The 25,762-nt window shown below is 58.0% G+C and carries 20 protein-coding genes; 16 read left to right on the top strand and 4 right to left on the bottom strand.

Annotated features, from left to right (window positions below):
• Nucleotides 1-55 precede the first annotated feature (55 nt).
• On the top strand, nucleotides 56-388 hold the full coding sequence (locus tag Pan97_RS16070) for a HesB/IscA family protein (RefSeq protein WP_105358952.1): 333 nt from the start codon (nucleotides 56-58) through the stop codon (nucleotides 386-388).
• Between the two features lie 87 nt (nucleotides 389-475).
• On the opposite strand, the gene Pan97_RS16065 is transcribed toward Pan97_RS16070, so the two are convergent.
• Complete coding sequence (locus tag Pan97_RS16065; protein ID WP_165698797.1) at nucleotides 476-1,450, bottom strand: phosphoglycerate dehydrogenase; 975 nt, start codon at nucleotides 1,448-1,450, stop codon at nucleotides 476-478.
• A 128-nt stretch (nucleotides 1,451-1,578) separates the two neighbouring features.
• Between Pan97_RS16065 and cbiE the strand changes: the two genes are divergently transcribed.
• Nucleotides 1,579-2,835, top strand: a complete 1,257-nt coding sequence (cbiE, locus tag Pan97_RS16060) for a precorrin-6y C5,15-methyltransferase (decarboxylating) subunit CbiE (protein WP_196782120.1) — start codon at nucleotides 1,579-1,581, stop codon at nucleotides 2,833-2,835.
• A gap of 57 nt (nucleotides 2,836-2,892) precedes the next feature.
• Nucleotides 2,893-3,684 carry a PIG-L family deacetylase gene (locus Pan97_RS16055; protein WP_144974261.1) on the top strand — a complete coding sequence of 264 codons (792 nt, stop codon included), beginning with the start codon at nucleotides 2,893-2,895 and terminating at the stop codon, nucleotides 3,682-3,684.
• Here Pan97_RS16055 and Pan97_RS16050 read toward each other — a convergent pair.
• Nucleotides 3,642-4,598, bottom strand: a complete 957-nt coding sequence (locus tag Pan97_RS16050) for an RluA family pseudouridine synthase (RefSeq protein WP_144974259.1) — start codon at nucleotides 4,596-4,598, stop codon at nucleotides 3,642-3,644. The two genes, Pan97_RS16055 and Pan97_RS16050, sit on opposite strands and share 43 nt — an antisense overlap.
• Nucleotides 4,599-4,685: 87 nt before the next feature.
• The gene (locus Pan97_RS16045) at nucleotides 4,686-5,744 is read right to left on the bottom strand and encodes a tetratricopeptide repeat protein (protein ID WP_144974256.1); all 1,059 of its coding nucleotides are present in this window, start codon (nucleotides 5,742-5,744) and stop codon (nucleotides 4,686-4,688) included.
• A gap of 305 nt (nucleotides 5,745-6,049) precedes the next feature.
• Between Pan97_RS16045 and mch the strand changes: the two genes are divergently transcribed.
• The 12 genes from mch to Pan97_RS15985 all read left to right on the top strand — a co-directional run bounded on the left by mch (nucleotide 6,050) and on the right by Pan97_RS15985 (nucleotide 22,693).
• Nucleotides 6,050-6,997 (top strand): methenyltetrahydromethanopterin cyclohydrolase, encoded by a 948-nt coding sequence (gene mch / locus Pan97_RS16040; protein WP_165698796.1) that lies wholly within the window; start codon nucleotides 6,050-6,052, stop codon nucleotides 6,995-6,997.
• An 8-nt stretch (nucleotides 6,998-7,005) separates the two neighbouring features.
• Nucleotides 7,006-7,899: an ATP-grasp domain-containing protein gene (locus Pan97_RS16035; protein ID WP_144974252.1), complete on the top strand. Its 894-nt coding sequence runs from the start codon at nucleotides 7,006-7,008 to the stop codon at nucleotides 7,897-7,899.
• A gap of 142 nt (nucleotides 7,900-8,041) precedes the next feature.
• Nucleotides 8,042-9,715, top strand: coding sequence for a fatty acid CoA ligase family protein (locus Pan97_RS16030; protein WP_196782119.1), 1,674 nt, complete (start codon nucleotides 8,042-8,044; stop codon nucleotides 9,713-9,715).
• 282 nt (nucleotides 9,716-9,997) lie between these two features.
• Entirely contained in the window at nucleotides 9,998-10,948 is a 951-nt protein-coding gene (locus Pan97_RS16025) for a zinc ribbon domain-containing protein (RefSeq protein ID WP_144974248.1), read from the top strand.
• 43 nt (nucleotides 10,949-10,991) lie between these two features.
• The gene (locus Pan97_RS16020) at nucleotides 10,992-11,987 is read left to right on the top strand and encodes an NAD-dependent epimerase/dehydratase family protein (protein ID WP_241676429.1); all 996 of its coding nucleotides are present in this window, start codon (nucleotides 10,992-10,994) and stop codon (nucleotides 11,985-11,987) included.
• 64 nt (nucleotides 11,988-12,051) lie between these two features.
• Nucleotides 12,052-13,305 carry a beta-ketoacyl-[acyl-carrier-protein] synthase family protein gene (locus Pan97_RS16015; RefSeq protein WP_144974244.1) on the top strand — a complete coding sequence of 418 codons (1,254 nt, stop codon included), beginning with the start codon at nucleotides 12,052-12,054 and terminating at the stop codon, nucleotides 13,303-13,305.
• Between the two features lie 28 nt (nucleotides 13,306-13,333).
• Entirely contained in the window at nucleotides 13,334-13,585 is a 252-nt protein-coding gene (locus tag Pan97_RS16010; RefSeq protein WP_144974242.1) for an acyl carrier protein, read from the top strand.
• Between the two features lie 182 nt (nucleotides 13,586-13,767).
• On the top strand, nucleotides 13,768-15,159 hold the full coding sequence (locus tag Pan97_RS16005; protein WP_144974240.1) for a phytoene desaturase family protein: 1,392 nt from the start codon (nucleotides 13,768-13,770) through the stop codon (nucleotides 15,157-15,159).
• A 251-nt stretch (nucleotides 15,160-15,410) separates the two neighbouring features.
• Nucleotides 15,411-16,862, top strand: a complete 1,452-nt coding sequence (locus Pan97_RS16000; RefSeq protein ID WP_144974238.1) for a phytoene desaturase family protein — start codon at nucleotides 15,411-15,413, stop codon at nucleotides 16,860-16,862.
• 13 nt (nucleotides 16,863-16,875) lie between these two features.
• Nucleotides 16,876-17,307: a 3-hydroxyacyl-ACP dehydratase FabZ family protein gene (locus Pan97_RS15995; protein ID WP_144974236.1), complete on the top strand. Its 432-nt coding sequence runs from the start codon at nucleotides 16,876-16,878 to the stop codon at nucleotides 17,305-17,307.
• 2 nt (nucleotides 17,308-17,309) lie between these two features.
• On the top strand, nucleotides 17,310-18,119 hold the full coding sequence (locus Pan97_RS15990) for an enoyl-ACP reductase FabI (RefSeq protein WP_144974234.1): 810 nt from the start codon (nucleotides 17,310-17,312) through the stop codon (nucleotides 18,117-18,119).
• Nucleotides 18,120-19,207: 1,088 nt separating this feature from the next.
• Nucleotides 19,208-22,693: an Ig-like domain-containing protein gene (locus tag Pan97_RS15985; protein ID WP_144974232.1), complete on the top strand. Its 3,486-nt coding sequence runs from the start codon at nucleotides 19,208-19,210 to the stop codon at nucleotides 22,691-22,693.
• Nucleotides 22,694-22,799: 106 nt separating this feature from the next.
• Here Pan97_RS15985 and Pan97_RS15980 read toward each other — a convergent pair whose 3' ends face one another.
• Complete coding sequence (locus Pan97_RS15980) at nucleotides 22,800-23,702, bottom strand: amidohydrolase family protein (protein ID WP_144974229.1); 903 nt, start codon at nucleotides 23,700-23,702, stop codon at nucleotides 22,800-22,802.
• A gap of 197 nt (nucleotides 23,703-23,899) precedes the next feature.
• Here Pan97_RS15980 and Pan97_RS15975 point away from each other — a divergent pair, with 197 nt between their 5' ends.
• On the top strand, nucleotides 23,900-25,759 hold the full coding sequence (locus Pan97_RS15975; RefSeq protein ID WP_241676311.1) for a sulfatase-like hydrolase/transferase: 1,860 nt from the start codon (nucleotides 23,900-23,902) through the stop codon (nucleotides 25,757-25,759).
• Nucleotides 25,760-25,762 lie beyond the last annotated feature (3 nt).

The following is a 25,762-nucleotide window of genomic DNA, read 5'->3' as shown; positions in this document are numbered from 1 at the left end:
ATAATAATAAACACATACAAGTTTGCGTTAATTTAACGTCTGGAGTGAACAAAACATGGCAGTCGTCATCACCGAAAAAGCGGCCGGCGAAGTCAAGCGAATCCTGGAAGATCAGAAGTACGAAGAAGGCACCAAGCTGCGTATCGGTATCACTGCCGGCGGTTGCAGCGGTTTCTCGTACAGCCTGACGCTGGAAAAGGAATACGACGAAGAAAAGGATTCCAAGTACGACTATCACGGCGTCGAAGTGGTTGTCGATAAGAAGCACGCGTTGTACCTCGACGGTACGACGGTCGATTTCTACGACGGGATCGATCGCCGCGGTTTCGCCTTCAACAACCCGAACGCTACCCGCAGCTGCGGTTGCGGTTCGTCGTTCCAGGCCTAAGTGGTAAGTTCCGCATAGCGAACACACGAAATATGCCCCTGGCAAATGCTGGGGCGTTTTTCGTTTCTTGACTGCGAGGGACCGAGATCACCACTTCCAGGTCGGCTTGACTTCGGGGTTCACGATATTCGCCGCCGGCCACTGGCCGCGATGCAGGGCGATGATATTCTCCGCGGCCATTGTGGCCATCGCCCGTTCCGACTCCAAATCCATCCCGGCCATGTGCGGGGCGAGGATGACGTTCTCGAGCTTCAACAGCGGATCGTCCGGCTTCGGTGGTTCCTCGTGGAAGACGTCGAGCCCTGCCGCCAAGACCTGGCCAGACTGAAGGGCCTCGGCCAGGGCGTTCTCGTTGACCAGCCCTCCGCGGGATGTATTGACGATAACGACGCCCCGTTTCATTCGCTCGAGCGTTACGTGATTGATGATGTTCGCCGTTTCTGGCGTACACGGTGCGTGCAGGCTGACGATGTCGGAGTCGCTCCAAAGCCGATCGAGCGTCACCAATTCGATCTCATCGTGTGGCGCGGCGACCGGGTCGTAGGCGATGACCTTCATGCCCAGGGCCAGAGCTTTCTCCGCGACGCAGCGACCAATCAGACCCAGGCCCAAGAGTCCTAGTGTTTGGCCCGCCAGACGCGGCCAGCACGTCCGTTTCCAATGCCCCTGGCGGACCTGACGATCACGCTCGATGACGTTGCGAGAGATGGCGAAGAGAAAGGCCAGTGTCTGTTCCGCCGCCGACTCGTGCAGAATTCCCGGCGTGCGGCAGACGACGATGTTGTTCGCGGTGGCCGCTTCCAGGTCGATCGAATCGAAGCCCACTCCCAGCCTAGAAAGGACGCGAATCTGGCACTTATCCAGGAGATCGGCCGGGTAGGGCTCGGTGCTGCACATGACCGCATCGCAGCCAGCAAGCTGCTGAAGCAACGTGTCCGGCTGGTTGAGGTTATTTTTCACAGGATCGATGAAGCGGACTTCGTACCCGGCCTTGGTTAAGATGCCGTAGTACTGCTGGTGGGGAAAGTGGAAGTGATCGCCGGTGACCGCGATGGTAGGCATGATTGGGGCCTTCTGGAAAAGAACGGGACGTCGGGGCGAGGGAGTGGGTGAACTTTCCAGAGATCGTCGCATCTCGTAAAATCGACGCAAGTCTTTTCTACTTCAGATGCTTGGAATTGGAATAATCGGTGAGTACCACTCCCAGAACATTTATCGTAGGTATTGGCGACGATGGTCTCGACGGGCTGACGAGCCAATCGATGCGAATCTTGGGCGATGCCCAGGTCATTATCGGAAACCCTCAAGTCCTGGTCCACGTCGAGAAGATCACCGCCGAGAAGGTGCCGGTCAGCGGTGACTTGAACGAGATCGTCGAAGCCTTGGAAAAGCACAGCGACAAAGACGTCGTCATGCTGACCAGTGGCGATCCGCTGTTTTACGGTGTTTCGCGGTACCTGTGCGACAAGCTCGGCAAAGATCGCTTCCACGTCATTCCGCACGTCAGCAGTATGCAGTTGGCGTTTGCGCGAATCAAAGAAAGCTGGGACGACGCCCACCTGGCGAATCTGGCCAACCAGCCGCTGGAATCGGTGGTCGCTGCCGCACGGATCTCGGAAGCGATCGGTCTGTTCACCACCGAAGAGATCCCGCCGCGGGAAGTTGCCAAGACGCTTTTGGGGCACGATCTCGACTACTTCCATGCCTACGTCTGCGAGAATCTCGGTTCGCCGAACGAATGCGTCACGCAGGGGGATCTGAAAGAAATCAGCGAGCAAACGTTTGGCCCGCTCAATGTGATGATCCTGGTTCGCAAGCCAGACGTGCCGGACCGGCCGATGTCGCTGGTAGGCAAGCGTAAGTTCGGCAACCCGGACGACGTCTTCCGCCAGGCTAAACCAAAACGCGGTCTGCTGACGCCAATGGAAGTCCGCTGCATCGCGCTTTCGCTGATGGACCTGGGAGACTCCAGCGTCGTCTGGGATGTTGGTGCCGGAAGCGGCAGCGTCTCGATCGAAGCAGGCATGATCGCTGAAAAGGGTTCGATCTACGCGATCGAGATGGACGCCGAAGACCACGGCCTGATTCGCGCGAATATCGAGGCCTTCGGTGTGAAGAACGTTCAGGCCGTGCTCGGCAAAGCACCCGATGCCTGGGCCGATCTGCCCGACCCCGATTGCGTGTTCATCGGCGGGACCGGTCGCCAGGTGCGCGGCATCTGCGAACAAGCGATGACTCGCATCAAGCCCGGTGGCCGCATCGTGTGCAACTTGAGCAGCATCGAAAACCTGGCCGAAGTGCATCAGCTATTCGACAGCGAGATGGAAGCGGCCAAGGTCACGATGGTAAACATCTCGCACGCGACCTACCAGTTGGAACGCCACCGCTTCGAAGCTTCAAACCCAACGTTCCTGGTAAGCGCTAAGAAGCCGCTGAAGAAGAGCTGACATTTTCCTGTCCCCTCGCCCCTTGGGGGAGAGGGGACGAAGAGGAGAGAGAGTTCGTTGACTGTTGACGTCGAAAAAGAATACCCTCAGATCGAAATTCTGGCGGTCGGTGCCCATCCCGATGATGTCGAGATTGCCTGTGGCGGAACGCTGGCCAAGCTGGCGGACCTGGGGCATTCGGTAGGCATCATCGATCTGACCGATGGCGAACCGACGCCTCGTTCGCCTGACCCGGAAACGCGGCTCGCGGAAGCCGCCGAGGCCGCCAAGGTTTTGGGCGTACAGAAGCGAATCACGCTCGACCTGCCCAACCGCAAGCTGTTCGACAGCTTCGAAGCACGCGTGGCCCTGGCCAAAGAGTTCCGCAAGTATCGTCCCAAGGTGGTGATTGGGTTTGGGGATCGCACGCCGATGGCTTCGCCTGATCATTGGCAGGCGATGCAGATCACCGACGCGGCGGTTTTCTATTCGCGGCTGACGAAGTGGGACGATAAGTTCGATCACCTGCCGGTGCATACCATCGGCCGGCAGTTGTACTTCAAGCTCGCCTTCGAACCGATCAACAAGCTGGATGCTCCTGGCAGCTTCGTGCACGACATTACCGATTGCCTGGAGCGGAAGCTGGAAAGCATCCGCTGTTACCAGACGCAATTCCCCGAAGAGAAAGCATATGTCTTTGAACGCGTGAAGGGAGCCGCGATCTACCTGGGAGCCACGGCCGGGTACGGAGCCGGCGAGTTGTTCTACACCACGCGGGCCATCGGCACGCCGGACATGATGCAGCTACTGTATCCGGGTGATCGCGTTTACACCGAGCGGTACTTGCGCAAGACAACCAGCGTCGAGTGAAGGTCTTCCGGGATCGGCGCCTCGAATTCGAGCGGCTCGCCGGTGACCGGATGGTTGATCTTGAGTCGCCGGGCATGCAGCGCGGTTCGAGAAAGAACGATTTGCTCGTCGTCGGTTCGTGCGATTTCCCCGACCGTGATTCGCGCCCGATTGCCGTAGGCGCGATCGCACAGCACCGGATGCTTGATGTGGGCCAGGTGCACGCGGATTTGATGCGTGCGGCCGGTCTTGGGAAAGACTTTGAACGCCGCGAACCCGTCAAAACGCTCGGCAACTTCGTAAAACGTCTGGGCTTCTTTCGCCTCGGGATCGTCCCGCACGATCGACATCCGCTCGCGATAACGCGGGTGAGGGCCGATCGGTTCGTTGATCACGTCCCGGTCGCGGTCCGGGCAGTTGGCGACGATCGCCAGGTATTCTTTCTCGGTGATCCGGTCGGCGAACTGCTGCGTGAGGGCCTGGTGGGCTTCGTTGTTCTTCGCGATCACCAGCACGCCGCTCGTATCACGGTCTAAGCGATGCACAATGCCTGGTCGAGAGGCCCCGCCGATGTCGCTCAGTTGACTGAACTTCGCAAGAAGCGCGGCGGTCAGCGTACCGTCCCAGTGGCCTTTCGCCGGGTGGGTGACCATGCCCGGGGGCTTGTTGATCGCTGCCAGGTGTTCGTCCTGATAGATGATGTCGAGGTCGACGTGTTCTGGCTTCTGTTCTTCCTGCCGGGCATCGATCTCGGGGTACTCGACGACGTCCCCGACGCGAAGCTTGTACGACGGCTTCGTGGCCTCATCGTTGATGGTGACCTGGCCCTCGTCGATCGCCGAACGTACCTGGGCGCGGCTCGCCGTCTTGATGCGGCGGGTAACGAATTGATCGAGCCGCTGACCGGCATCTGTTTTGTCGACCGTATAACGCATGAAATGAGACCCAAGAAAGAAAACATGGCCACCGGTAAGTGGCCATGCCGATATTTTATCGCGTGAGTCGCCGAAGGGGAGGTTTGCTTATTCCGCTTTCTCTTCCGCGGCCTCTTCCTGCGCCGGTTGTTCAGCAGCGGGCTTTTCTTCCGCTGGTGCTTCTTCGGTCGATTCCGCAGCAGGCTTGGCAGCCTCTTCGCTCTTTTCTTCGGTAGCCGCTTCCTTCTCTTCGCCCATTGGCTCGGCTGCCTTGTCGGCGGCTTCTTTTTCCTTCTCGGTGAACGAGGATGGCTTTGGAGCGGTACCTTCGCCGCCAGCACCCTTGAGGTCCATGCTCGGCGTGAACAACGGATCGCTACCGGCACCTGGCTTGTTTGTTCCTGGCGTATCGAACAGGCCACCACCCGGGTTCTCCAGGTTCATGTCCATGCCTGGCAGTCCACCTTCCAGCGGAGCCCGGTTTTCTCGTTCGACTTCGGCGGCACGAGCGACGAAGTCTTGATCGCGGTACCAGGCATAGAAGCCATCGACCCCTTGGTTGTCGAGACGCTTGATACGTTCTTCGGCAAGCAGCGAAGTGTTGGTATCAGGCCAGATGACCATAACTTCTTCGTAGTTGGACTTCGCTTTGGCGAGCGACTCTTTGGTGGCCTGAAGTTCGTAAGCTTCGGCCATGCCCCACAGGGCTTTCACCTTAAGGACTGGGAGGTCGGCCGAGTCGTAGACCTTCTGGAATGACTTGAGCGCTCGCTCGATATCGGCAGTGGCTGATTGAGGATCACTGAACGCCAGGTCGCTGGCTTGTGTCAGGTTCTGTTGACCATAGAAGTACTCGGCCCACAAGGCAGGACGCGAAGTACCAAAGTCGGTCGAAAGCGTAGCGAACTCTTGAGCGACTTCCTGGCGTTTGACGTCGTCTTCGCCGACGCGGAACGATTGATCGAGAGTCGAATAAACGGCGCTCCACTCTTCGTTCTTTACCACACCGCTATCGGTATTGAGGATGACGTAACCCACGAACCCCAGCAACAAAGCCAAGGCCACCCCGCCGATCATCGTCGCGTGAGGTTTGGCTTGTTCCACAATACCTTCGAGAAAGTGAGCCAGGGAATTCTCTTGAATTTCGTGCCGACGTTCCGACTTCATCGCTGATTTAACGCTTTAAGAGTGGGGCCTGCGGGAAACGCGATCGCAGCGGGATTGCTACTAAAGCGTTTCATATAAAATGCTTACATACAAGCGACTGAGTATAGGAGAATGCGGCAAAAAGCGTCAATAGCACTGCCGGCACCCGGCTGGGGGCGTCATTGCAGCATTTAGGAAAGGCAGGGATGATGGAGGGGCTTCGCCAGTTGGAAGTTTTCAGTGTTCCGTTTTCAGCAAGAGCTGGAAAAGCCGCTGCCTGCCCCCAAGTAAATCACGCAACGAGTATAGGAACCAAGGAGAAAATCTTGGAATTAAACCAGCGGGCTCATGCCCTGGTACAGCCGATTATTGAAACCCCGCGAGAAATCGGAGCAGAGCTGGTTCAGCTTGCGTGCGGCGCGAAAGTGCTTGATTTGGGGGTCACCGCAGGGCGAGGGGGGCTTGAAGCTGGGCGACAGATGGCCGAAATCTGCCTGGCTGGGCTCGGGGAAGTGTCGTTCTCGCTGGGGGATGCTCCGGGAACGCGAACGTTCGTGAACGTCTGCACCGATCGCCCGGAACTGGCCTGTATCGCATCGCAGTACGCCGGCTGGCAGATCAAAACCGAGAATTTCTTCGGGATGGGCTCGGGACCGATGCGGGTCAAGGCGGCCAAAGAGCCTGTCATTCAGGAGCTGGGCCTGACCGATGACTACCCCGTTGCGGTAGGCGTGCTGGAAACGTCGCAGCTTCCGGGAGATGAAGTTTGTCAGAAAATCGCCGCGGATTGCCACGTCGACCCGAAGAAGCTCGTTCTACTGGCCGCTCGCACGGCCAGCATTGCCGGGCATGTGCAGGTGGTTGCGCGCAGCGTTGAGACATGTTTGCACAAGTTGCACGAACTGAAGTTCGACCTGTCGAAGATCGCCAGCGGCTTCGGAGCCGCTCCGCTGCCGCCGATTGCCGCCGACGACGTGGTGGGCATTGGCCGCACGAACGACGCCATCTTGTACGGCGGCACGGTCACGTTGTGGGTCAACGAAACGTCAGAGCGTTTGAGCGAGTTCGGCGAGAAGCTCCCCAGCGGAACGTCCTCGATGTACGGCCAGCCGTTTGAAAAGATTTTGCGCGACGCGAAGTTCGACTTCTACCAGATCGACCCACTGCTGTTCAGCCCGGCGGAAGTTTGCCTGGTGAGCTTGCAAGATGGCAAATCGACCATCTTCGGTCAGCGCAACCTCGAAGTGCTGGTCAAGTCGTTCGGGCAAGGTTAACCGCCGCGATGGATGCAAATGCACGACTACCACGCATCGGCGTGTTGGCCAACGAAGATAGCTGGTACTTCCAAGACCTGCAGCGCGCAGCCATTGGGAAAGCCCAAGTCCAGCGTCTGGAGTTCTCGGCTTTGCAGTCACGCATTGGTGGCAGGGAGTCGATTTCCGCCGATGCGGTGTTGTCCGACAACTTCGACGCGGTGATCGTGCGTTCGATGCCGCCGGGTTCGCTCGAGCAAGTCGTCTTCCGCATGGATGCATTGGCCGGGCTCGAGCGGCAAGGGGTGTTGATCATCAATCCGCCCAAGTCGATGGAACTGGCCATCGACAAGTATCTCTCTCTTTCCAAACTATCGGCCGCAGGCTACCGGGTCCCTCAGACGCACGTCTGTCAAACGTGGCAGGATGCGATGGACGCTTTTGAAGAATTGGGACCGTCGGTCGTCGTCAAGCCGATCTTCGGCGGAGAAGGGCGGGGGATCATGCGGGTCGAGGACGCCGACCTCGCCCATCGCGTCTTCAAAACGCTGCAGCAGATGGATCAGATCATCTATCTGCAGAAGTTCGTGCCCCATCCCGGCTACGATCTGCGTGTGCTCGTGCTTGGCGAAATGACGTGGGGCATGCGGCGGACTTCGGCCGACAGTTGGCGAACGAACCTCAGCCGCGGTGCCAGTGCCTCGGCGGAGTCCATTCCCGACGAGGTCGCACAAGTAGCGCTCGACGCGGTGAAGACGCTCGATCTGTCGATCGCCGGGCTCGACTTTTTGCCCGACGGCGTAGGGGGCTGGTATTTACTGGAAGCCAATGCTGTCCCAGGATGGAAAGGGCTGGCGAAGGCCTGCGATGTAGACATTGCTGCGAAATTGATCGATTACGTAATCGCGCGAGTTACTTCCTAACCGGGGGCCCAGAGAGAAATCTCTCTGGGTCACCCACCTGGGATGAGTGCGCGTTGGCATTGCGACCCTCGAAAGAGTTCAAACGAAAACCCCTCACCCTAACCTTCTACCCTCAGGGGCGAGGGGACAAGAGAGAAGCTTGATGGCGGATGCCACGATGACATCGACCGTTTTCAATGTGGGGCTACTTCTGGATGAAGTGGCACTCACTTGCCCCGACGCAATCGCGATTGCCGTAGCAGGCCAGCGCGATGCCCAGGGGAAGCGGCATTACGATACGATCTCGTTTGCTCGGCTGGCCGAAGATAGCACGATCATCGCGGCCGGTTTGTCGCAGATGGGGGTGGTCCCGGGTACGCGTTTGGCGCTGATGGTTCGACCAGGGATTGATTTCGTTTCGCTCGTGTTTGCTCTCTTCAAGGTCGGGGCAGTCAGCGTTTTGATCGATCCCGGGATGGGAAAGAAAAACGTCTTGTCTTGTCTCGATCAGGTCAAGCCGGAAGGGTTTGTGGGCATTCCGATCGTGCATGCCGTACGCAAGCTGTGCGGACGACGTTACCGCGATGCCAGGCTGAATGTGACCGTCGGTCGCAAGTGGTTCTGGGGAGGTACAACGCTCGACCAGCTGCGCGAAACGGAGGTTGGCGACTTTCAGCCATTTGCCGCCACGGCCGACGACAGAGCAGCGATCATCTTTACTTCCGGCAGTACGGGACCGCCGAAGGGAGTTGAATTCCGGCACGAAGGATTCCGCCGCCAGGTGCAGTTCATTCAAGAACGTTACGCGATTGAGCCCGGCGAGATCGATGTGCCTGGCTTCCCCCTGTTCGGGCTCTTCAATAGCGCGATGGGAGTGACTTCGGTCATCCCTGACATGGATTTCAGCCGCCCGGCGACCGTCGATCCGCGGAACATATTGGAAGCGGTTGCCGACTGGGAAGCGACCCAATCCTTCGCTTCGCCGGCGGTATGGAACGCCGTGGGGCAGTTCTGCGAACGCGAAAACCTGTGGATGCCGTCGCTTCGGCGCGTGCTTTCGGCCGGAGCCCCTGTTCCGCCGCATGTTTTGAAGCGTATGAAAAAGGCGGCTCCCAATGCCGAGATGTACACGCCCTACGGGGCGACCGAAGCGTTGCCGGTGGCTTCGATCTCGGCCAGTGAGGTGTTAGGGGAAACGATCGAGCGTTCCAACGAAGGAGCGGGCACTTGCGTTGGCTCACGTTTCGAGGGAATCGACTGGCGGGTGATCGCCATTTCCGACGAAGCAATCGAGACGGTCGAACAAATCAATCCACTTCCACGTGGCGAGATCGGCGAACTGATCGTCCGCGGCCCGGTGGTTACGCGGCGGTACGCGACCAGTGACGAGGCGACGCGATTGTCGAAGATCTACGATGGCGACGCAGTGTGGCATCGCATGGGAGACGTCGGCTATCTCGACACGCAGGACCGTTTCTGGTTTTGCGGGCGGAAGTCGCATCGCCTGGAGACCGCCGATGGGTCGATGTTCACGATTCCAGTCGAATCGATCTTCAACACGCACGAAAAAATCTTTCGCAGCGCGCTGGTAGGGCTCGGCGAGCCAGGCAGTCAGATTCCGGTGGTGATCGTCCAGCCGTGGCCTGGGATGTACCCTGATACGCCGCAAGAGATCGACCAACTGATGGACCAGCTGCGGGAAATCGGCAATAAAAAACGGTTGACCGAGCGAATAGAACATTTCCTGCTGCACCCCAATTTTCCCGTGGATGTGCGGCATAACTCGAAGATTTTCCGCGAAAAACTGAAGGTTTGGGCCGAGGAACGGCTCTCCTAATCTAGTCCCCTCTCCACCGTCTGCGGGGGAGAGGGTTAGGGTGAGGGGGCTTGTCGCCGACATCTTTTGGAAACGCGGTCAGGGTTCCATTCGATTAGCTCGGTACTTAGTCTGGCGATGTTAAATTAGCGTCGCTCAGAAAACCCTCACCCTGGCCCTCTCCCTGCGAGGGAGAGGGGATAAGAGTGGTTCGCCTGACGTGACTCCTGTGAAGCCAATACTCCTGGTAAACTCATCCCTACTGTTGATGACTAATTTGTCGATCGAAGGCTTTTCCAACCTATGCATCTCAAGTGCCCTCATTGTTCGACCGTTCTGAATGTGACCAGTCCTGCCGGGACTCAGGTTCAATGTCCGACTTGCCAGGGGATGTTCGTCGTTCCCCAGATGACGCCCCAGGTCAATGCACCGGTAATTACGCCGAGAGAGCCTGGGAGCAAACCGCTGCGAAAGAAAGCCCAGCCCAAGACCGAGCAGGCCGAAGGGGCAGAGGATGCCGAAGGAGAAGAAGAACTCGAATCGGGGGGAATCCCGGTCGATCTGATTCTGAAGATCGCCAAGATCGTCGTCCTGCCGATGTTCCTGGCCGTGGTTCTGTTCTTCGGCCTTGTGGCGATGGGCATTTTGGAAATCGGATCGGGGGATGACGTCGTCGATGAGTCGCCGTACGTGAATGACGGCGTGGCCAATAGCGGCAACCAGATTCAAGACGTCATGGAAGCGGCCGAAAAAGGGGACATCTACATCAATTGGGTCCCGGCCAAGAATTCGGCCACCATGGAAGGCTTCAAGGTCAAGATCAACCACGTCGATTGGGGTGAAGTCCGCGGTCGTGACGAAGGGGGCGAACTGGTTACCTCCAACGGACGTCCCTACATGAACGTCTACCTCGAACTGTCGAACCGGTCGGACAAGACGTTTGACTTCAAAAGCTGGTATGGCAATCAATTTACCGCAGAAAATGGGGCAATTCGCACCGCCCAGCTTTCCGACGACGACAAGAACATGTACTATCCCCTCAAGTTTGATGATCTTGCCGACCTAAAATGGTGGACCCCCAGCAAGACGTTTAAGCCTGCGGAAGAAGGGACCGATGCGATCGTCTTTGACGTGCCTGAGGACTTCGACCCCAACAAGGTCGAGAATCTCTACCTTGATTTGCCAGGCGAAGCGATTGGCAGAAGTGGTTCGTACCGGTTCAAGATCCCCAAGTCCATGATTCAGGGGCTCTAACAGGCCCCAGCGACAAGATAGGCATCCGGAGCAACACTTGAGCGTGCTGGTCACCGGCGGAGGGGGATTCCTCGGCCGATACATCGTCGAGCAGCTACTTATGCACGGGGAACACGTGCGAGTTCTCTCGCGGCAGCGGTATCCGGAACTCGAAGCACTTCGCGTCGAGTGTATTCAGGGGGACCTTCGCGATCGGGCGGCGGTCGAAGGGGCGGTGAAGGGATGCGAAGTCGTCTATCACGTCGCCGCCTTGGCCGGCATCTGGGGACGCTGGGAAGATTACTACGGCATCAATGTTGAAGGGACGAAAAACATTATCGATGCCTGCCTGGCTTGGAATGTCGAACGTCTGATCTACAGCAGCAGCCCGAGCGTGACCTTCAACGGAAGCGACCAGAAGGGAGTCGATGAATCGGCCCCCTATCCGGAAAAATGGCTGGCCCACTATCCCCATTCCAAGGCCATTGCCGAACAGGCCGTGCTTAAGGCGAATCGACCTGGGGCGCTGGTGACCTGTGCTCTGCGGCCTCACCTGATCTGGGGACCGCGCGACGGTCACTTGATCCCGCGGCTCATTCAGCGGGCAAAATCGGGAAAGTTACGAATCGTCGGGGACGGAAAGAACCTGGTCGACATGGTTTATGTCGAAAACGCCGCCTCCGCTCACATCCAAGCGGCCGGGGCTTTGGTGAATACCCCAGAGAAGGTCGGCGGCAAGGCCTATTTCGTCACGCAAGGGGCTCCGGTTCGGCTGTGGGACTGGATTAACGAGATCCTGGCCATGGAAGGGATTCCCCCGATTCGGAAACGCGTTTCGGCAAACGTTGCCTATTATGCTGGTGCGGTCATGGAAACGACCTATAAAATGATCGGTCGGATGCATGAAGAACCACGCATGACACGCTTCCTGGCGAGGCAGCTTGCGACCCATCATTATTTCGATATCTCCGCTGCCCGACACGACTTGGGATACTCCCCGAAAGTCTCGACCGAGGAGGGGATGCAGCGTCTGGCCGGCGATTTGGCTTGCCGCAGGTGACTTGCCAAGGTTCCTGGGAATCGGTAGCTTGAACGGTTTCCGTTAAATTGCCGAGGATGGGCAAATGATTGCCACCGCTGAACAACTTCCCGATTCGCAGCGCATTGTCATCACGGGCATCGGTTTGACCGCGCCCAATGGCAATTCGTATGCTGAATACCGAGCTGCCCTGCTCGCGGGGAAGAGCGGCGTCCAGAACTACGAAATTCGCTACGTCGGCGAGACCCTGGCCGGCATCTGCGACTACGAAGCGACCCGCTACCAGAAGAAGCGGGACATCCGCCGCGGCACGCGGGCCGGCAGTATCGGCATCTACTGTGCCGGCGAAGCGATCGCCGATAGTGGCGTCGACTGGGAAAACACCGACAAAAGCATGGTTGGCGTCTACATTGGCGTGACTGAGCACGGCAATGTCGAAACGGAAAACGAAGTCTACAACATCAAGGGTTATGACTACGATACCTCGTTCTGGTCGCACCACCACAACCCTCGCACGGTGGCCAATAACCCAGCCGGCGAAATCTGTCTGACGCTGGGAATCATCGGCCCGCACTACACCATTGGTGCCGCTTGTGCCGCTGGCAATGCCGGGCTGATTCAGGGTGCCCAGATGCTGCGTCTGGGAGAATGCGACCTCGCACTGGCGGGCGGCGTGTCGGAAAGTATTCAAACTTTCGGGATCTTCGCAGGCTTCAAGAGCCAAGGTGCCTTGGCCCATCACGAAGACCCTACCAAGGCCTCGCGCCCTTTTGACACCCAGCGAAACGGCATCGTCGTTTCCGAAGGTGGCTGTATTTATACGCTTGAGCGGTTATCCGACGCGAAAAAACGCGGTGCGAAGATCTACGGCGAACTGGCCGGATACGCGATGAACACCGACGCGACCGACTTCGTGCTGCCCAACCCCGAGCGACAAGTGCAGTGCATCAACCTGGCCTTGAAGCGAGCCGGGATGAACGCGACCGACATCAATATCGTCAGCACGCACGCCACCGGCACAACGCTGGGCGATCAGCAGGAATGCACGGCGATTCGCGAAGTCTTCGGCAAAAGCGAAACGACGTTCGTCAACAATACAAAAAGTTTCATCGGTCACGCGATGGGAGCGGCTGGGGCATTGGAACTAGCCGGCAACCTGCCTGCGTTTGAAGATGGTGTGTGTCACGCCACGATCAACGTCGACGAGTTGGACCCGGAATGTGCCATTGACGGTTTGGTTTTGAATCAGCCGCGGGAACTCGGAAAAGCTCATGTCATTCTGAATAACTCGTTCGGAATGCTGGGCATTAACTCAGTAGTAATCATCAAGAAGCTGTAAAGCACACGGTTGAAGGAGCCAGATCGGGATGACGCCAGCGGAAATCCGTGAAGAAATTTTGGACATTTTGCGGGACATCGCTCCGGATGACGACATCACGGATATCGACGACGATAAGCCCTTTCGCGACCAGCTGGAACTCGACAGCATGGACTTCCTGGACATCGTCATGGAACTCCGCAAGCGTCACCGAGTCCAAATTCCGGAAGAAGAATACCCGGAACTGGCCTCGATGAGCAGCACGGTTGCCTACCTCGAGCCGAAGATGAAGGATTTGTAAGGTTCAAGCAAACGTCCCTTCTCCCCTCAGGGGAGAAGATGCCCGAAGGGCGGATGAGGGGCGAACCCGGTACACGGTCGATTGATCTCGTCACGCACTAATTGAAAAACCCCTCACCCTAACCCTCTCCCCTCGGGGGCGAGGGGACTCGATTCGGACGCCACAAGGACTTTCTCGTCACGATGTACGACACGATCATTATCGGCGCAGGCATGTCCGGGCTGGCGGCCGGGATTCGCTTGGCCTACTTCGGTCAGAACGTCTGCATTCTCGAGCGTCATAATACGATTGGCGGTTTGAATTCCTTCTATCGGATGGCTGGCCGCGACTTCGACGTCGGCCTGCACGCGGTGACCAACTTCACCAAGAAGGGGGAAAAGAAGGGGCCGCTCGGTCGGCTGCTGCGTCAGCTCCGCTTCAAATGGGACGAGTTCGCTCTGTGCCCCCAACTGGGCTCGAAGGTGATGTTCCCCGGGGTCGAACTGAAGTTTGACAACGACATCGAATTACTACGCAGCGAGATCGCCCAACGCTTTCCCAAGCAGGCCGATAATTTCGATCGCCTGCGCGGGCAGATCATGGACTACGACGACATCACTCCGGACAACTACGCCGGCTCGGCCCGCACGCGCCTGGCCGAGATCATCAGCGACCCGTTGTTGATCGAGATGCTGCTGTGCCCGCTGATGTGGTACGGCAACGCCCGAGAACAAGACATGGACTGGGGCCAGTTCTGCATCATGTTCCGCAGCATCTACATGGAAGGCTTCGCCCGTCCGCTCAAAGGGGTGCGGCTGCTGCTAAAAAACCTGGTCAAGAAGTTTCGCGAACTCGGGGGGGAACTCAAACTTCGCACCGGTGTTTCTGCCCTCAAGATCGAAGAGGGGCAGTGCGTCGGGGTAACGCTCGACGACGGTACCGAACTGATGGGCCGCAAGGTCGTTTCCTCCGCCGGTTGGTGGGAAACGATGCGGATGTGCGAGGAAGGGATCAAACCGCCTGCCGGCGAGCCAGGCCGCTTGAGCTTCGTCGAAACGATTTCGGTCATCAAGAAGCAGCCGGCCGAAGTGGGTTACGATTCGACGATCGTCTTCTTCAACGACTCCCAAAAATTCCACTGGGTCAAGCCGGAAGACGATTTGTGCGACGTCCGCACCGGCGTCATTTGCTCCCCCAATAATTTCGACTACCAAGACGGAGCAAACCTCGACGAAGGGTACCTCCGGGTGACGGCCCTGGCCAACTACGATCGCTGGGTGAACCTGCCGGAACCGCAGTACCGTTTCGAGAAGAACCGCTGGTACGATCTGATCAGCGATAGTGTCGTGCGGTTCATTCCCGAGTTTCGCCGGCACGTGGTGGCGGTCGATATGTTCACGCCGAAGACCATTCATCGATATACCTGGCACAAAAACGGTGCCGTGTATGGTGCCCCGGAGAAACACCTCGACGGCACCACGCACGTAGATAACCTGTACATTTGCGGAACCGATCAAGGCTACGTCGGCATCATCGGTTCGATCATGAGCGGCGTATCGGTCGCCAACCGATACTGCCTGCAAGACGCCGGCTAAACCTATGGCGGCTAAATCCACGCCGGCCTTCGCCTGGTACGCCTGGGACTTTAGTCCCAGCTAAGTCCCCTCGCCCCTGAGGGGAGAGGGCTAGGGTGAGGGGCTAATGCCGCCAAGACAAAACACAACCAGCAGCGAAGGTCTAGAACACCTTCCGAATTTAAGCACCAAAGGATCAGCGAAGCCAAAACCGCTTCGCCCCTCACCCTAACCCTCTCCGTGCGAGGGGCGAGGGGACAGGAATTAGAATCATGCCGAAAGACTTTTTGAAAGACACTCAGGACGAGTACGACGTTGTCGTCATTGGCAGCGGTCTGGCCGGGCTGACCGCCGCCAACACGTTGGCCCGCCAAGGACGTAGCGTGCTGCTTTGCGAACAGCACTACAAACTGGGGGGGATGGCAACCTGGTTCAAGCGTCCCGGCGGGCACATCTTCGACATCTCGCTGCACGGCTTCCCGATTGGGATGATCAAAAGCTGTAAGCGCTATTGGACCCGCGAGATCGCCGATTCGATCGTGCAGCTGAAGAACATCCGCTTCGACAACCCGATGTTCTCGCTGTCGACCACATTCAACCGTGAAGACTTCACGCAGCTCTTGATCCAGCAGTTCAACGTGCCCGAAGCGACCGTCAAGGAGTTCTTCGACACGGCGCGCGGCATGAACTTCTACGACGATCAAGGCATGACGACGAAGCAGCTGTTCGACAAGTTCTTCCCCGGGCGGGAAGACGTCGTGCGGCTGCTGATGGAACCGATCACCTACGCCAACGGTTCGACCCTGGAAGATCCGGCGATCAGCTACGGCATCGTCTTCTCGAACTTCATGAGCAAAGGGGTCTTCACCTTCCAAGGGGGAACCGACCGGCTCATTCAACTGATGCACGAAGACCTGAAGAAATCAGGCGTCGACGTGCGCATCAATGTCGACGTCGAGAAGATCAACCTCGAAAATGGCCGCGTGCAAAGCATCGTGGCCAACGGCAAAACGATCAAGTGCAAGTCGATCGTGTCGAACTCGAACCTGAAGCTCACTATCTTCGACCTAGTTGGCGAGCAGTACTTCGATAAGAAGTTCATCGAAGACGCCAAGGCGGTGCGGCTCAATAACTCCAGCACCCAGGTCTACATCGCCATGAAGCCGGACGAGCAGATTCCCGAAGAGACCGGCGACCTCCTCTTCAGCAGCACGGCCCCGGCGTTCCGCACCGATCTGCTGCTCAGCCGCGACATCACCAGCCGGACGTACTCGTTCTATTACCCGCACACGCGTCCCGAAGGGCGTCCACGATCGCTGGTGGTTTCCAGCACGAACGCTCGGTTTGAAGACTGGGCGAACCTGTCGGAAGACGAGTACAAAGCGAGCAAGGACGATCTCGCCGAGACCACGCTCGACGCGCTCGAGAAGTACGTTCCCAACGTGCGTGAGCGAATCGACCATGTCGAGGTCTCCACACCGAAGACCTTCCAGCGGTACACCAAGCACGCGCTCGGATCCAGCTTCGGGACCAAGTTCGAAGGGCTGTCCGTCAGTCGAGCGATCCCCGAGCAAATCCCTGGTTTGTATCACGCCGGCAGCGTGGGCATCATCATGTCGGGCTGGCTCGGGGCGATTAACTACGGCGTGATCGTCTCGAACGACGTCGACTCGTACCTCATGAAGTCTTCCGCCGGATCGCAACTGGCCGATAGCACCAAGTAACGCAGGACACACCATGACGAAATTCGCCATCGAAGACGCCATTCCGCATCGCGGTCCGATGCTGTTGGTCGACGAAGTGGTCGAGCAATCGGAAGACCACATCCTCTGCCGCAAAACGTTCACGCCGGACGAGTACTTCTTTCAAGGTCACTATCCCGACTACCCGCTGGTGCCGGGGGTGATTTTGTGCGAAGCCACCATGCAGGCCGGGGCCATCTTGCTCTCCAAGTTCGTCACCGAAGGCGAAGGAGTCCCGGTTGCCACGCGGCTGAACGACGTGAAGTTCAAGAAGATGGTCCGCCCTGGCGACACGATCGAAATGAACGTGAAACTCAACGAACGCATGGCCGACGCGTTCTTCATGACCGGAAAAGTAACCGTCGGTGGCAAGCTGGCCATGCGGTTCGATTTTGCCTGTACCGTAGCGAAGATGGAAAACGCGTAATCGTGACCGACTTTCTGAAACTTACCGGCAAGAACATCGTCGTCACTGGGGTCGCCAACCGCAAAAGCGTGGCCTGGCATATCGCCAAAACACTAGAAGAAGCAGGGGCCACGGTCGTTTACGTCGTACGTAGCGAGGCCCGCAAGGAGTCGACCGCCAAGCTATTGGCCGATCGCCAGGTGCTGGTCTGCGACGTCGAGTACCAGGATCAGATCGATAAGCTACGCGATGACCTGACCGCCCAGGGGATCACCATCCATGGACTGGTTCATTCGATGGCGTTTGCGGACTACTCGGAAGGGATGAAGCCGTTTCACGAAACGACCAAGGCCCAGTTCCTGCAAGCGGTCGACATCTCTTGCTTCTCGCTGGTGAAGCTTTCCAACGCGCTGAAGGACGTGTTCGATCCGGATGCATCGGTCGTGACGATTTCGATCTCGACGACGACGATGGCCAGCGAAAACTACGGCTTCATGGCCCCGATCAAAGCGGCGCTCGATTCGTCGCTCGCGTTCCTGACCAAAAGCTTCAGCAGCTTTTCACGCGTGCGGTTCAACGCCGTGGGGCCGAGCCTGTTGAAGACGTCGGCCTCGGCTGGCATCCCTGGGTATGTCGATGCGTATTTGTTTGCCGAGCAGGTCATTCCCCGCAAGAGTGCGGTCACGACTCAGGAAGCGGCCGACGTAGCGGTCTTCCTGCTGAGCCCTCGCTCGAGCGGCATCCAGGCCCAAAACATCGCCGTCGATGCCGGGATGAGCATCAACTACTTCGACAAAGACATCATCGCCGGTGTCCTCAAGCACGACTCTTAACGTGCGTTTGCGTGCGGAATATCCACGCTAAAAAAATTCCGCGCGCACTATCTCACGGAAGCGCTCTGCCTATAAATTGCACCTACGTCCTGCGAGTCACTCTCGATTTCAGGGATCACGCCCACCTTTGTTGGGCGTGCCTATCAGGTATCTACCAGGTATCGGCTTAACCTCTCACGCATATCCATCAACGAGTACTGTCATGTCGCACGCAACGGCACAACCCGATCCCCATGGAGTGAACGCTACCTGGGTTGTCGTACGCGCAGGCAAGACATTCGTGTGCTCGGCATGTGGCGTGATGGTAGAAGTGCCAGCAGATGTCGCCTGAGTTGGTGACGCGAAATGCCGAGGAGGTTTCGAGACAACATCAGTACGGGCCGATGCAATCTGCCAAGCAAACGCACCTTCAAACCGACTTGGGCGTGGCACTCAGTTTGGACAATGAAAGCAAATTCAACAACGAGAACAAAAGAGGGCCTCCTAGAAATCCTATCTCCCTTGCAGACGGTGGAGAGGGGATAGGAAGGTGCTGCGCAGCGCACACCCAACCGCATTTCTCGCTGAAAACTGAGCACTGAAAACTTCCAACGGCCGCCGCGACTTACCCGTCTTCTACTGATCGTCACTCAGTCGAACAGTTGATCCAAGCCAACGGCGGCCCTGCTATCACTAGACAGTTGGACTGGGGAAGTAAAACTTGAGTCGAATTGCCAAGATTTTCTTCATGCTACCTGCATGCATCGACGCGTGTCATGGTGTTGATTAGCAATAGATATCAACGTGTTGATAAAGTGCAGTGAAAGTATTCAAGAGTTGCGTAGGCGTTGCACTTACGTCGCATCGGCAATCTTTGCCGGTAGCGTGAACAAAAAGTTGCGGCTGATGCGTCGGCCGCGAATGCATCGAGACGTAACCATAACTCGGCAATTCTTGCCGCAGCTTTGATAACGCTATCGCTGATGGAAGTTCCCGAAAAACTTTTCTGACCGTGGAACTTTCTCAAGTCGGACGCACAATGCCACTCGAACCGGCCGCGCATGGGAGCGTGGTCGAAACGATTGCCCATCTAAAAACGGAGATTCTCAATGCGGTTCAAACGCCCCAGGTTTCAAGCTTCTCTCGGGGAACAACTGGAAGATCGCAGTATGTTGAGTGGAACTCCGCTGGACTTGGATTTGTCAGCGGTTCCCACGCAGACCGTGTTCGCCGGCGAGACACTGAGCTTCAACCTCGGTGAACTTGGCGCTACGGTCAGCGAAGGGGAAGATGGGCCAAGGACGGTCATGTATCAGCTCGACCCCGACGGTGACGAGCGACCCGAGGGAATGTCGATGACGTTCTCCGGCGATTTCCAGTGGTCCCCCACTGCCGAGCAAGAAGGCCTTTATAGCGTGAAGATCATTGCCGTCGAGAACGGCAAGCCTTCCAGCGCTGACGTGGAAGAACTGATGATCGACGTGCGCGTCGGTCGTCCCGTCGTCGACCTCAATGGTGAAGACCAGGAAGGGATCGACTACGACGCCGTCTTTCAGGTTGGTCACGGTCCGGTCAGCGTCGTCGATAGCGACTTGACGGTTTCGGACGAAAACGACGACATGCTGCAGTCGGCGAAGGTCACCCTGACCAACCCGCTGGATGGCGCCGAGGAATCCCTTTCCATCGACGTGGAAGGGACCAATATCAGTGTCGAATATGCCGATGGCTCGATCATCTTGACCGGTGAAGACACCGCCGAGAATTATGCGAGCGCCTTGAAGACGCTGACCTACAACAACACCAACGCCGATGCTGATCCGACCTCGCGTCTGGTCGAGATCACCGTCAGCGATGGTGAGTACGACAGTGCCGTCGCGACCAGCACCATCGCGGTGAATCACGCACCGGACCTGCTGCCGATCGCGGATCAGGCCGTCGAGATTGGTCAGGCCGAAGAGTTCCTGATTACGGCGACCGATAAGAACGAGAGCGACGAGATTTACATGCTGCTCGACGTCGAAACGCCGGAATACGTCACGCTGACGCAGGAGGCTGGCACCCGGGAAGCGACCCTTTCGATCGCCCCTGGCGAAGGAGTCGAGCCAGGCGAATACACGATTCGTATTCTCGCGGTCGACCAGTACGGATTGGCCGATGCCCAGTACTTCACGCTGACCGTTTCGCAGGCCGCCAACACGGCACCGACCATCAGCCCTGTGGAAGACCAGAGCATCGATCAGGACACCGCCACCGATCCGCTGGCTTTCAGCGTGGGTGATGCCGAATCGGCAGCCGCAGACCTGACGGTCAGCGTCGAGTCGGACAACCAGGCATTGGTGGACGCAGCCGGACTGGTCATCACCGGCGACGGTGCTGATCGCGAACTCGTGGTCACGCCGCTGGCTGGTATGACCGGTTCGGCCAACATCACCATCAGTGTGACCGATGGGGAAATGACGACGACCGAGTCGTTCCTGCTGACGGTCAACGAAGTGATTGCCGAGAACTCGGCGCCAACCGTTTCGCCGATGGACGACATGGAGATCGATCAAGATTCGGCGACCGATCCGTTGACCTTCACCGTCGGTGACGCCGAAACGGCGGTCGAAGATCTGATCGTCAGCGTCGAATCGGATAACCCTGCCTTGGTGGATGCCGCAGGTATTCTCGTCGCCGGTGACGGCGCCGACAAATCGTTGGTCATCACGCCGCTGGCCGGTGCGACAGGCTCGGCCAACATCACCATCAGCGTGAGCGATGGCGAGCTGACGACGACCGAGTCGTTCGTGCTGACCGTCACCGAAGTGGTCGCCGAAAATACGGCTCCGACGGTAAGTGCGGTCGAAGACCAAACGATCGAGCAAGACTCGGCGACCGATCCGCTGGCGTTCACCGTGGGTGATGCCGAGTCGGCGGTCGAAGACCTGATCGTTAGCGTCGAATCGGACAACCCGGTTCTGGTCGATGCCGCTGGCATCATCGTCGCCGGTGACGGTGCCGATAAGACGTTGATCGTCACTCCGCTGGCAGGTGCATTTGGTACCGCCAACATTACCATTAGTGTGAGCGATGGCGAGGAAATCACCACCGAGTCGTTTCTGCTGACGGTGACCGAACTCGCGGGGGAGAATACTGCCCCGACGATCAGTGCGGTCGAGGACCAGGTGATCGACCAGGACTCGGCGACTGCTCCCCTCGAGTTTTCCGTTTCCGATGCTGAGTCGGCCGCGGAAGGCCTGGTGGTCAGCGTCGAATCGGATAACCCTGCGTTGGTCGATGCCGCCGGCATCATCGTCGCTGGTGACGGTGCCGACAAGACCTTGATCGTCACTCCGCTGGCGGGCGCATTTGGTACGGCCAACATCACCATCAGCGTGAGCGATGGCGAACTGGTCACCACCGAGTCGTTCGTGCTGACCGTGAATGAAGTGGTCACTGGACCAACAGCCGAGGCGGATAGCTTCGCCACCGATGCCGGCACGCCGCTGGAAGTCGAAGCGAGTGGTGTTCTCGCGAACGATACTGGTGACGCACTCGTTGTTTCCGAAGTCAATGGCGACGCAGCCAACGTCGGTGCGGCGGTTGAACTGGCTTCCGGAGCGACGGTTGTCATCAATGCCGATGGCAGCCTGAGCTTCGATCCGGTTGGCAAGTACGATGGTTTGGCCGAGGGTGAGTCGGCAACGGAAACCGTTTCGTACACGACCTCCGATTCGGCAGCGGGCACCGCTTCTGCGGACGTTGAAATCACCATCGCTGGTGTGAACGACGCTCCGGTGGCCCAGGACGATGCGTTCGCGACCGAGTCGGACACCGCGCTGACGTTGACCGTGGCTGGCGTTCTGATGAACGATAGCGACGTCGACAACGGCGACACGATGACCGTTTCCGCGGTCAATGGTGAAGCCTCCAGCGTCGGTCAGCCGATCGCCCTGGAAGGGGGCGGCATGCTGACGCTCAATGCCGATGGCAGCATGACCTTCGATCCTAACGGTGAGTTTGAAGACCTGGTCGAACCAGCAACGGTTCAGTTCGGTTACACCGTTTCGGACGCCTTGGGTCTGACTTCCGATGCGACCGTGACGATCACCGTTTCCGCTCCAAGTGGTGTAGAGAACGAGAACGCGGCACCGATCAACTCGGTGCCAGGCGAGCAGTCGACCGACTCGGCAACCCCGATCGTCTTCGACCAGGCCAACGGTAACGCCATCTCGGTTTCCGATCCGGATGCGGCCGATGCGATGGTTCAAGTGACCATCAGCGTCGATAGCGGGATGCTGACCCTTTCCAACGGTTTCGAGAGTGACCGCCACAAGCTGTTGGGTTCGATCGATCAGATCAACTCGCTGCTGACCGGCCTGGTTTACACGCCAGACGCAGCCTTCGAGGGCACCGCGACCCTGACGATCGTGACCGACGACCTGGGTAACACCGGCTTCGGTGGTGCCAAGGCTGACGCCGACAGCATCCTGATCGCCGTCTCGGCAGCCGCCGTGACCGGCGTGGAAGGTCAGCCGGAAGGAGAAGGGATTGACGTGATTGCCGAGGACGAAGACGAAGTCGACGACCTCTTCAATCCATGCCAGATGGCATAGTCGCGACTGCCATATCGCCGCTTGATCGCGGTGACAAGTCAACCTGAACGGCAAGGGCACCTCGTGAATCGGAGTGCCCTTGCTTCGTTGGATGAGGCAAGCCGAACTAGGCAAGCTTGTAGATCGACTTCGCGTTCTCGCTCCACAGACGCTGTTGGGCTTCGGGAGACCAGTCGGAAGTGATCTGCTGAAGTGCCTTGACCCACTGGCGAGCGGTGCCCCCCGCGTTGCACACCGGCCAGTTGGTGCCAAAGACGATGCGTTGGTCTCCGAACGCTTCGAGGCAGTGCATTACGACGGGGCGAAGGTCATCAGGCGTCCACTGTTTGGGCACGCGAGCGATGATGCCGGAGATCTTACAAACGACGTTGGGGTGACCGGCCAGTTCAGCCATGTCCTTTTTCCAACGGGCCACGTCGTTGGGGTTCGACCCGCCGCGTGGGTCGTTCGGGGCGAAAAAAGCCTTGGGATCGATGTTGCCGCAATGATCGAGCACGAAGCGGGTATCGGGACAGGCGTCGGCCAGGCGAACGGCATCCTTGAGTTCCGCCGGTCGCATGCAAAGATCGAATGTCTTCCCGCTCGATCCGAGATGTCGGCAGTTGTTAATGAACCGGGCCTTAAGGCAATCGCCCGGCGGAGTCGCGCCGCCATGCAGCACCTGGCGATACCCTTTCACCCAAGCGTGGGATTCGAATTGATCGACGAAGTCGCGGAAGTTCGGACTGCCTGGGTCGGCTGAGAGGATGGCCGCCGAGGTGACGTAAGTGCCAGCGTCAATCAGTTGACGAACCAACTTGGCTTCCTTCAGCTTTTGATCAGGGGCCGCGTTCACTTCCATGTAGATCGCCGAGGCAATCGGCAGGCCCTCGACCGCCGCGTTGTACTCCTCGATGGCGTTCTTTCGATTCAGATGGGAGCCTGCACCCTCGAGCCAGGGCAGGTTCAGCCGTTTCGGATCCCACAGGTGCTGGTGCGTATCGACGATCGGGTATTCAGTTTTTGGCATGCGTAAGGCGGGGTTAAAGAGGTGCGGAGGCTAGAACTGAGCCCCATTTTCATGAAATTGGCTCAATTCAACAAGGAAATTTCGTGATTCGTGAAAAATGACAAACGCCTGGGGAAGAGGTAATATAGAGATTCTCGATTGAGAACCTTGTCCTCTTCTTGCCAGCCCCCAACCTACTTCAATAAGAGCTTTACCTCATGATGCGATATCTACTACTGATCACGGTCAGCAGCCTGCTTGTCTTTTCCGGCACGCTGCGCGCAGCGGATCTCCCAAACATTTTGTGGATTACCAGCGAAGACAACGGCCCTGAACTGGGCTGCTACGGCGACACGTACGCCGACTCGCCGAACATCGATTCGATTGCCGCCAAGGGAATGAAGTATAAGCGAGCGTGGTCGAACGCTCCGGTTTGTGCTCCGGCCCGAACGACGATCATTTCCGGCATTTATCCACCGGCACTTGGGGCCGAGCACATGCGTAGCCAGACCGTGCTGCCAGAGGACTTCCACATGTTCCCGTACTACTTGCACGAAGCTGGTTACTACTGCACGAACAACTCGAAGGAAGACTACAACCTAGCCAAAGAGGGCTTCGTGTGGGACCAATCCAACGGCAAGGCCCATTGGCGGAATCGCAAAGAGGGCCAGCCGTTCTTTGCGGTCTTCAACTTCACGACCAGCCACGAAAGCCAATTGCGCAAGCGTCCGCACACGCCGGTGCATGATCCCGCGAAAGTCCGTGTGCCGGCGTATCACCCCGATACGCCGGAAGTGCGTCGCGACTGGGCCCAGTATTATGACAAGATCACCGAGATGGATAAGCAGGTCGGCAAGGTGCTTGCTCAGTTGAAGGAAGACGGCCTGGAAGAAGACACCATCATCTTCTACTATGGCGATCACGGCAGCGGCATGCCTCGCAGTAAGCGTTGGCCTTACGACTCGGGCTTGCACGTGCCGATGATCGTCCATGTGCCGGAGAAGTTTAAGAAGTTGGCTCCGAAGGAATATGAAGTGGGCGGAACTTCTGAGCGACTGGTCGGGTTCATCGATCTGGCCCCAACCGTTTTGAGCCTGGCTGGTATCGAGCCGAAGGATTGGATGCAGGGGCACGCGTTCATGGGTCAGTATGAAACGAAGCCGCCGAAGTATATGTTCGGTTTCCGTGGCCGCATGGACGAACGTTACGACATGGTTCGCTCAGTCACCGACGGACGGTTCGTCTACATTCGCAATTATATGCCGCACAAGATCTACGGCCAGCACATCGACTATATGTTCCAGACGCCGACTACTCAGGTCTGGAAGAAAATGTACGACGAGGGCAAGTTGAACGAAGCCCAGAGCCACTTCTGGGAAGAGAAACCGTCAGAGGAACTGTACGATCTGACGAGCGATCCGGACGAAGTGAACAACCTGGCCGGCGATCCGAAGTACGCCGAGCAGCATCTGCAACTGAAGAACGCTCTGCACAGCTGGCAGTCGGTCATCCGCGACGTCGGCTTTTTGCCGGAAGATGAGATTCACTCGCGTGGCGACGGTCTTTCTCCGTACGAGATCGGTCATCAGAAGCCTGCGTACCCGATGAATCAAATCATGGGAGCGGCCATCATCGCCTCGAGCCGTGATCCGAAGATGCTGCCGGTGCTGATCAAGCAGCTTTCGTCGGAGGAAAGCGCCATTCGGTACTGGGCAGCGCTGGGCATCTTGATGCAGAAAGAACCGGCCGTGGACCAGGCTCGCTCGCAACTGCGTGCGGCGCTCGAGGACAAGTCCCCCAGCGTGCGCTGTATCGCGGCCGAGGCGCTGGGCTGCTATGGCAACCAAGAGGACGTCAAGCTGGCGCTCGATACGCTCGGCAAATTGGCCGATCCGACCGAGAACGGCGTCTACGTGTCGATGCTGGCACTCAATTCGATCGATGCCATGGACGAAAAGGCCAAGCCGCTGGCCCCAGTGCTGGCGAAGCTACCCGATGGCGCCAAACAGGCTCCGCCACGGACCGGCGGCTATGTTCCGCGGCTCTTGCAGGACCTCAAGAAAGAATTGAGTAAGTAATTC

Origin of the sequence: Bremerella volcania, from assembly GCF_007748115.1 — a bacterium.
GTDB lineage: Bacteria > Planctomycetota > Planctomycetia > Pirellulales > Pirellulaceae > Bremerella > Bremerella volcania.
Note: the sequence above shows the minus strand (reverse complement) of the source record. Positions and strands in the feature narration are given on the sequence as shown.

What these genes read in the sequence shown, in the direction of transcription:
- Pan97_RS15980 (WP_144974229.1), bottom strand. Translation starts at nt 23,702, where the DNA reads ATGCCAAAAACTGAATACCCGATCGTCGATACGCACCAGCACCTGTGG.
- Pan97_RS16010 (WP_144974242.1), top strand. Translation starts at nt 13,334, where the DNA reads ATGACGCCAGCGGAAATCCGTGAAGAAATTTTGGACATTTTGCGGGAC.
- Pan97_RS16005 (WP_144974240.1), top strand. Translation starts at nt 13,768, where the DNA reads ATGTACGACACGATCATTATCGGCGCAGGCATGTCCGGGCTGGCGGCC.
- Pan97_RS15995 (WP_144974236.1), top strand. Translation starts at nt 16,876, where the DNA reads ATGACGAAATTCGCCATCGAAGACGCCATTCCGCATCGCGGTCCGATG.
- Pan97_RS16030 (WP_196782119.1), top strand. Translation starts at nt 8,042, where the DNA reads ATGGCGGATGCCACGATGACATCGACCGTTTTCAATGTGGGGCTACTT.
- Pan97_RS16050 (WP_144974259.1), bottom strand. Translation starts at nt 4,598, where the DNA reads ATGCGTTATACGGTCGACAAAACAGATGCCGGTCAGCGGCTCGATCAA.
- Pan97_RS16000 (WP_144974238.1), top strand. Translation starts at nt 15,411, where the DNA reads ATGCCGAAAGACTTTTTGAAAGACACTCAGGACGAGTACGACGTTGTC.
- Pan97_RS16025 (WP_144974248.1), top strand. Translation starts at nt 9,998, where the DNA reads ATGCATCTCAAGTGCCCTCATTGTTCGACCGTTCTGAATGTGACCAGT.
- Pan97_RS16065 (WP_165698797.1), bottom strand. Translation starts at nt 1,450, where the DNA reads ATGCCTACCATCGCGGTCACCGGCGATCACTTCCACTTTCCCCACCAG.
- Pan97_RS16035 (WP_144974252.1), top strand. Translation starts at nt 7,006, where the DNA reads ATGGATGCAAATGCACGACTACCACGCATCGGCGTGTTGGCCAACGAA.
- Pan97_RS16070 (WP_105358952.1), top strand. Translation starts at nt 56, where the DNA reads ATGGCAGTCGTCATCACCGAAAAAGCGGCCGGCGAAGTCAAGCGAATC.
- Pan97_RS15975 (WP_241676311.1), top strand. Translation starts at nt 23,900, where the DNA reads ATGATGCGATATCTACTACTGATCACGGTCAGCAGCCTGCTTGTCTTT.
- Pan97_RS15985 (WP_144974232.1), top strand. Translation starts at nt 19,208, where the DNA reads ATGCGGTTCAAACGCCCCAGGTTTCAAGCTTCTCTCGGGGAACAACTG.
- Pan97_RS16015 (WP_144974244.1), top strand. Translation starts at nt 12,052, where the DNA reads ATGATTGCCACCGCTGAACAACTTCCCGATTCGCAGCGCATTGTCATC.
- Pan97_RS16045 (WP_144974256.1), bottom strand. Translation starts at nt 5,744, where the DNA reads ATGAAGTCGGAACGTCGGCACGAAATTCAAGAGAATTCCCTGGCTCAC.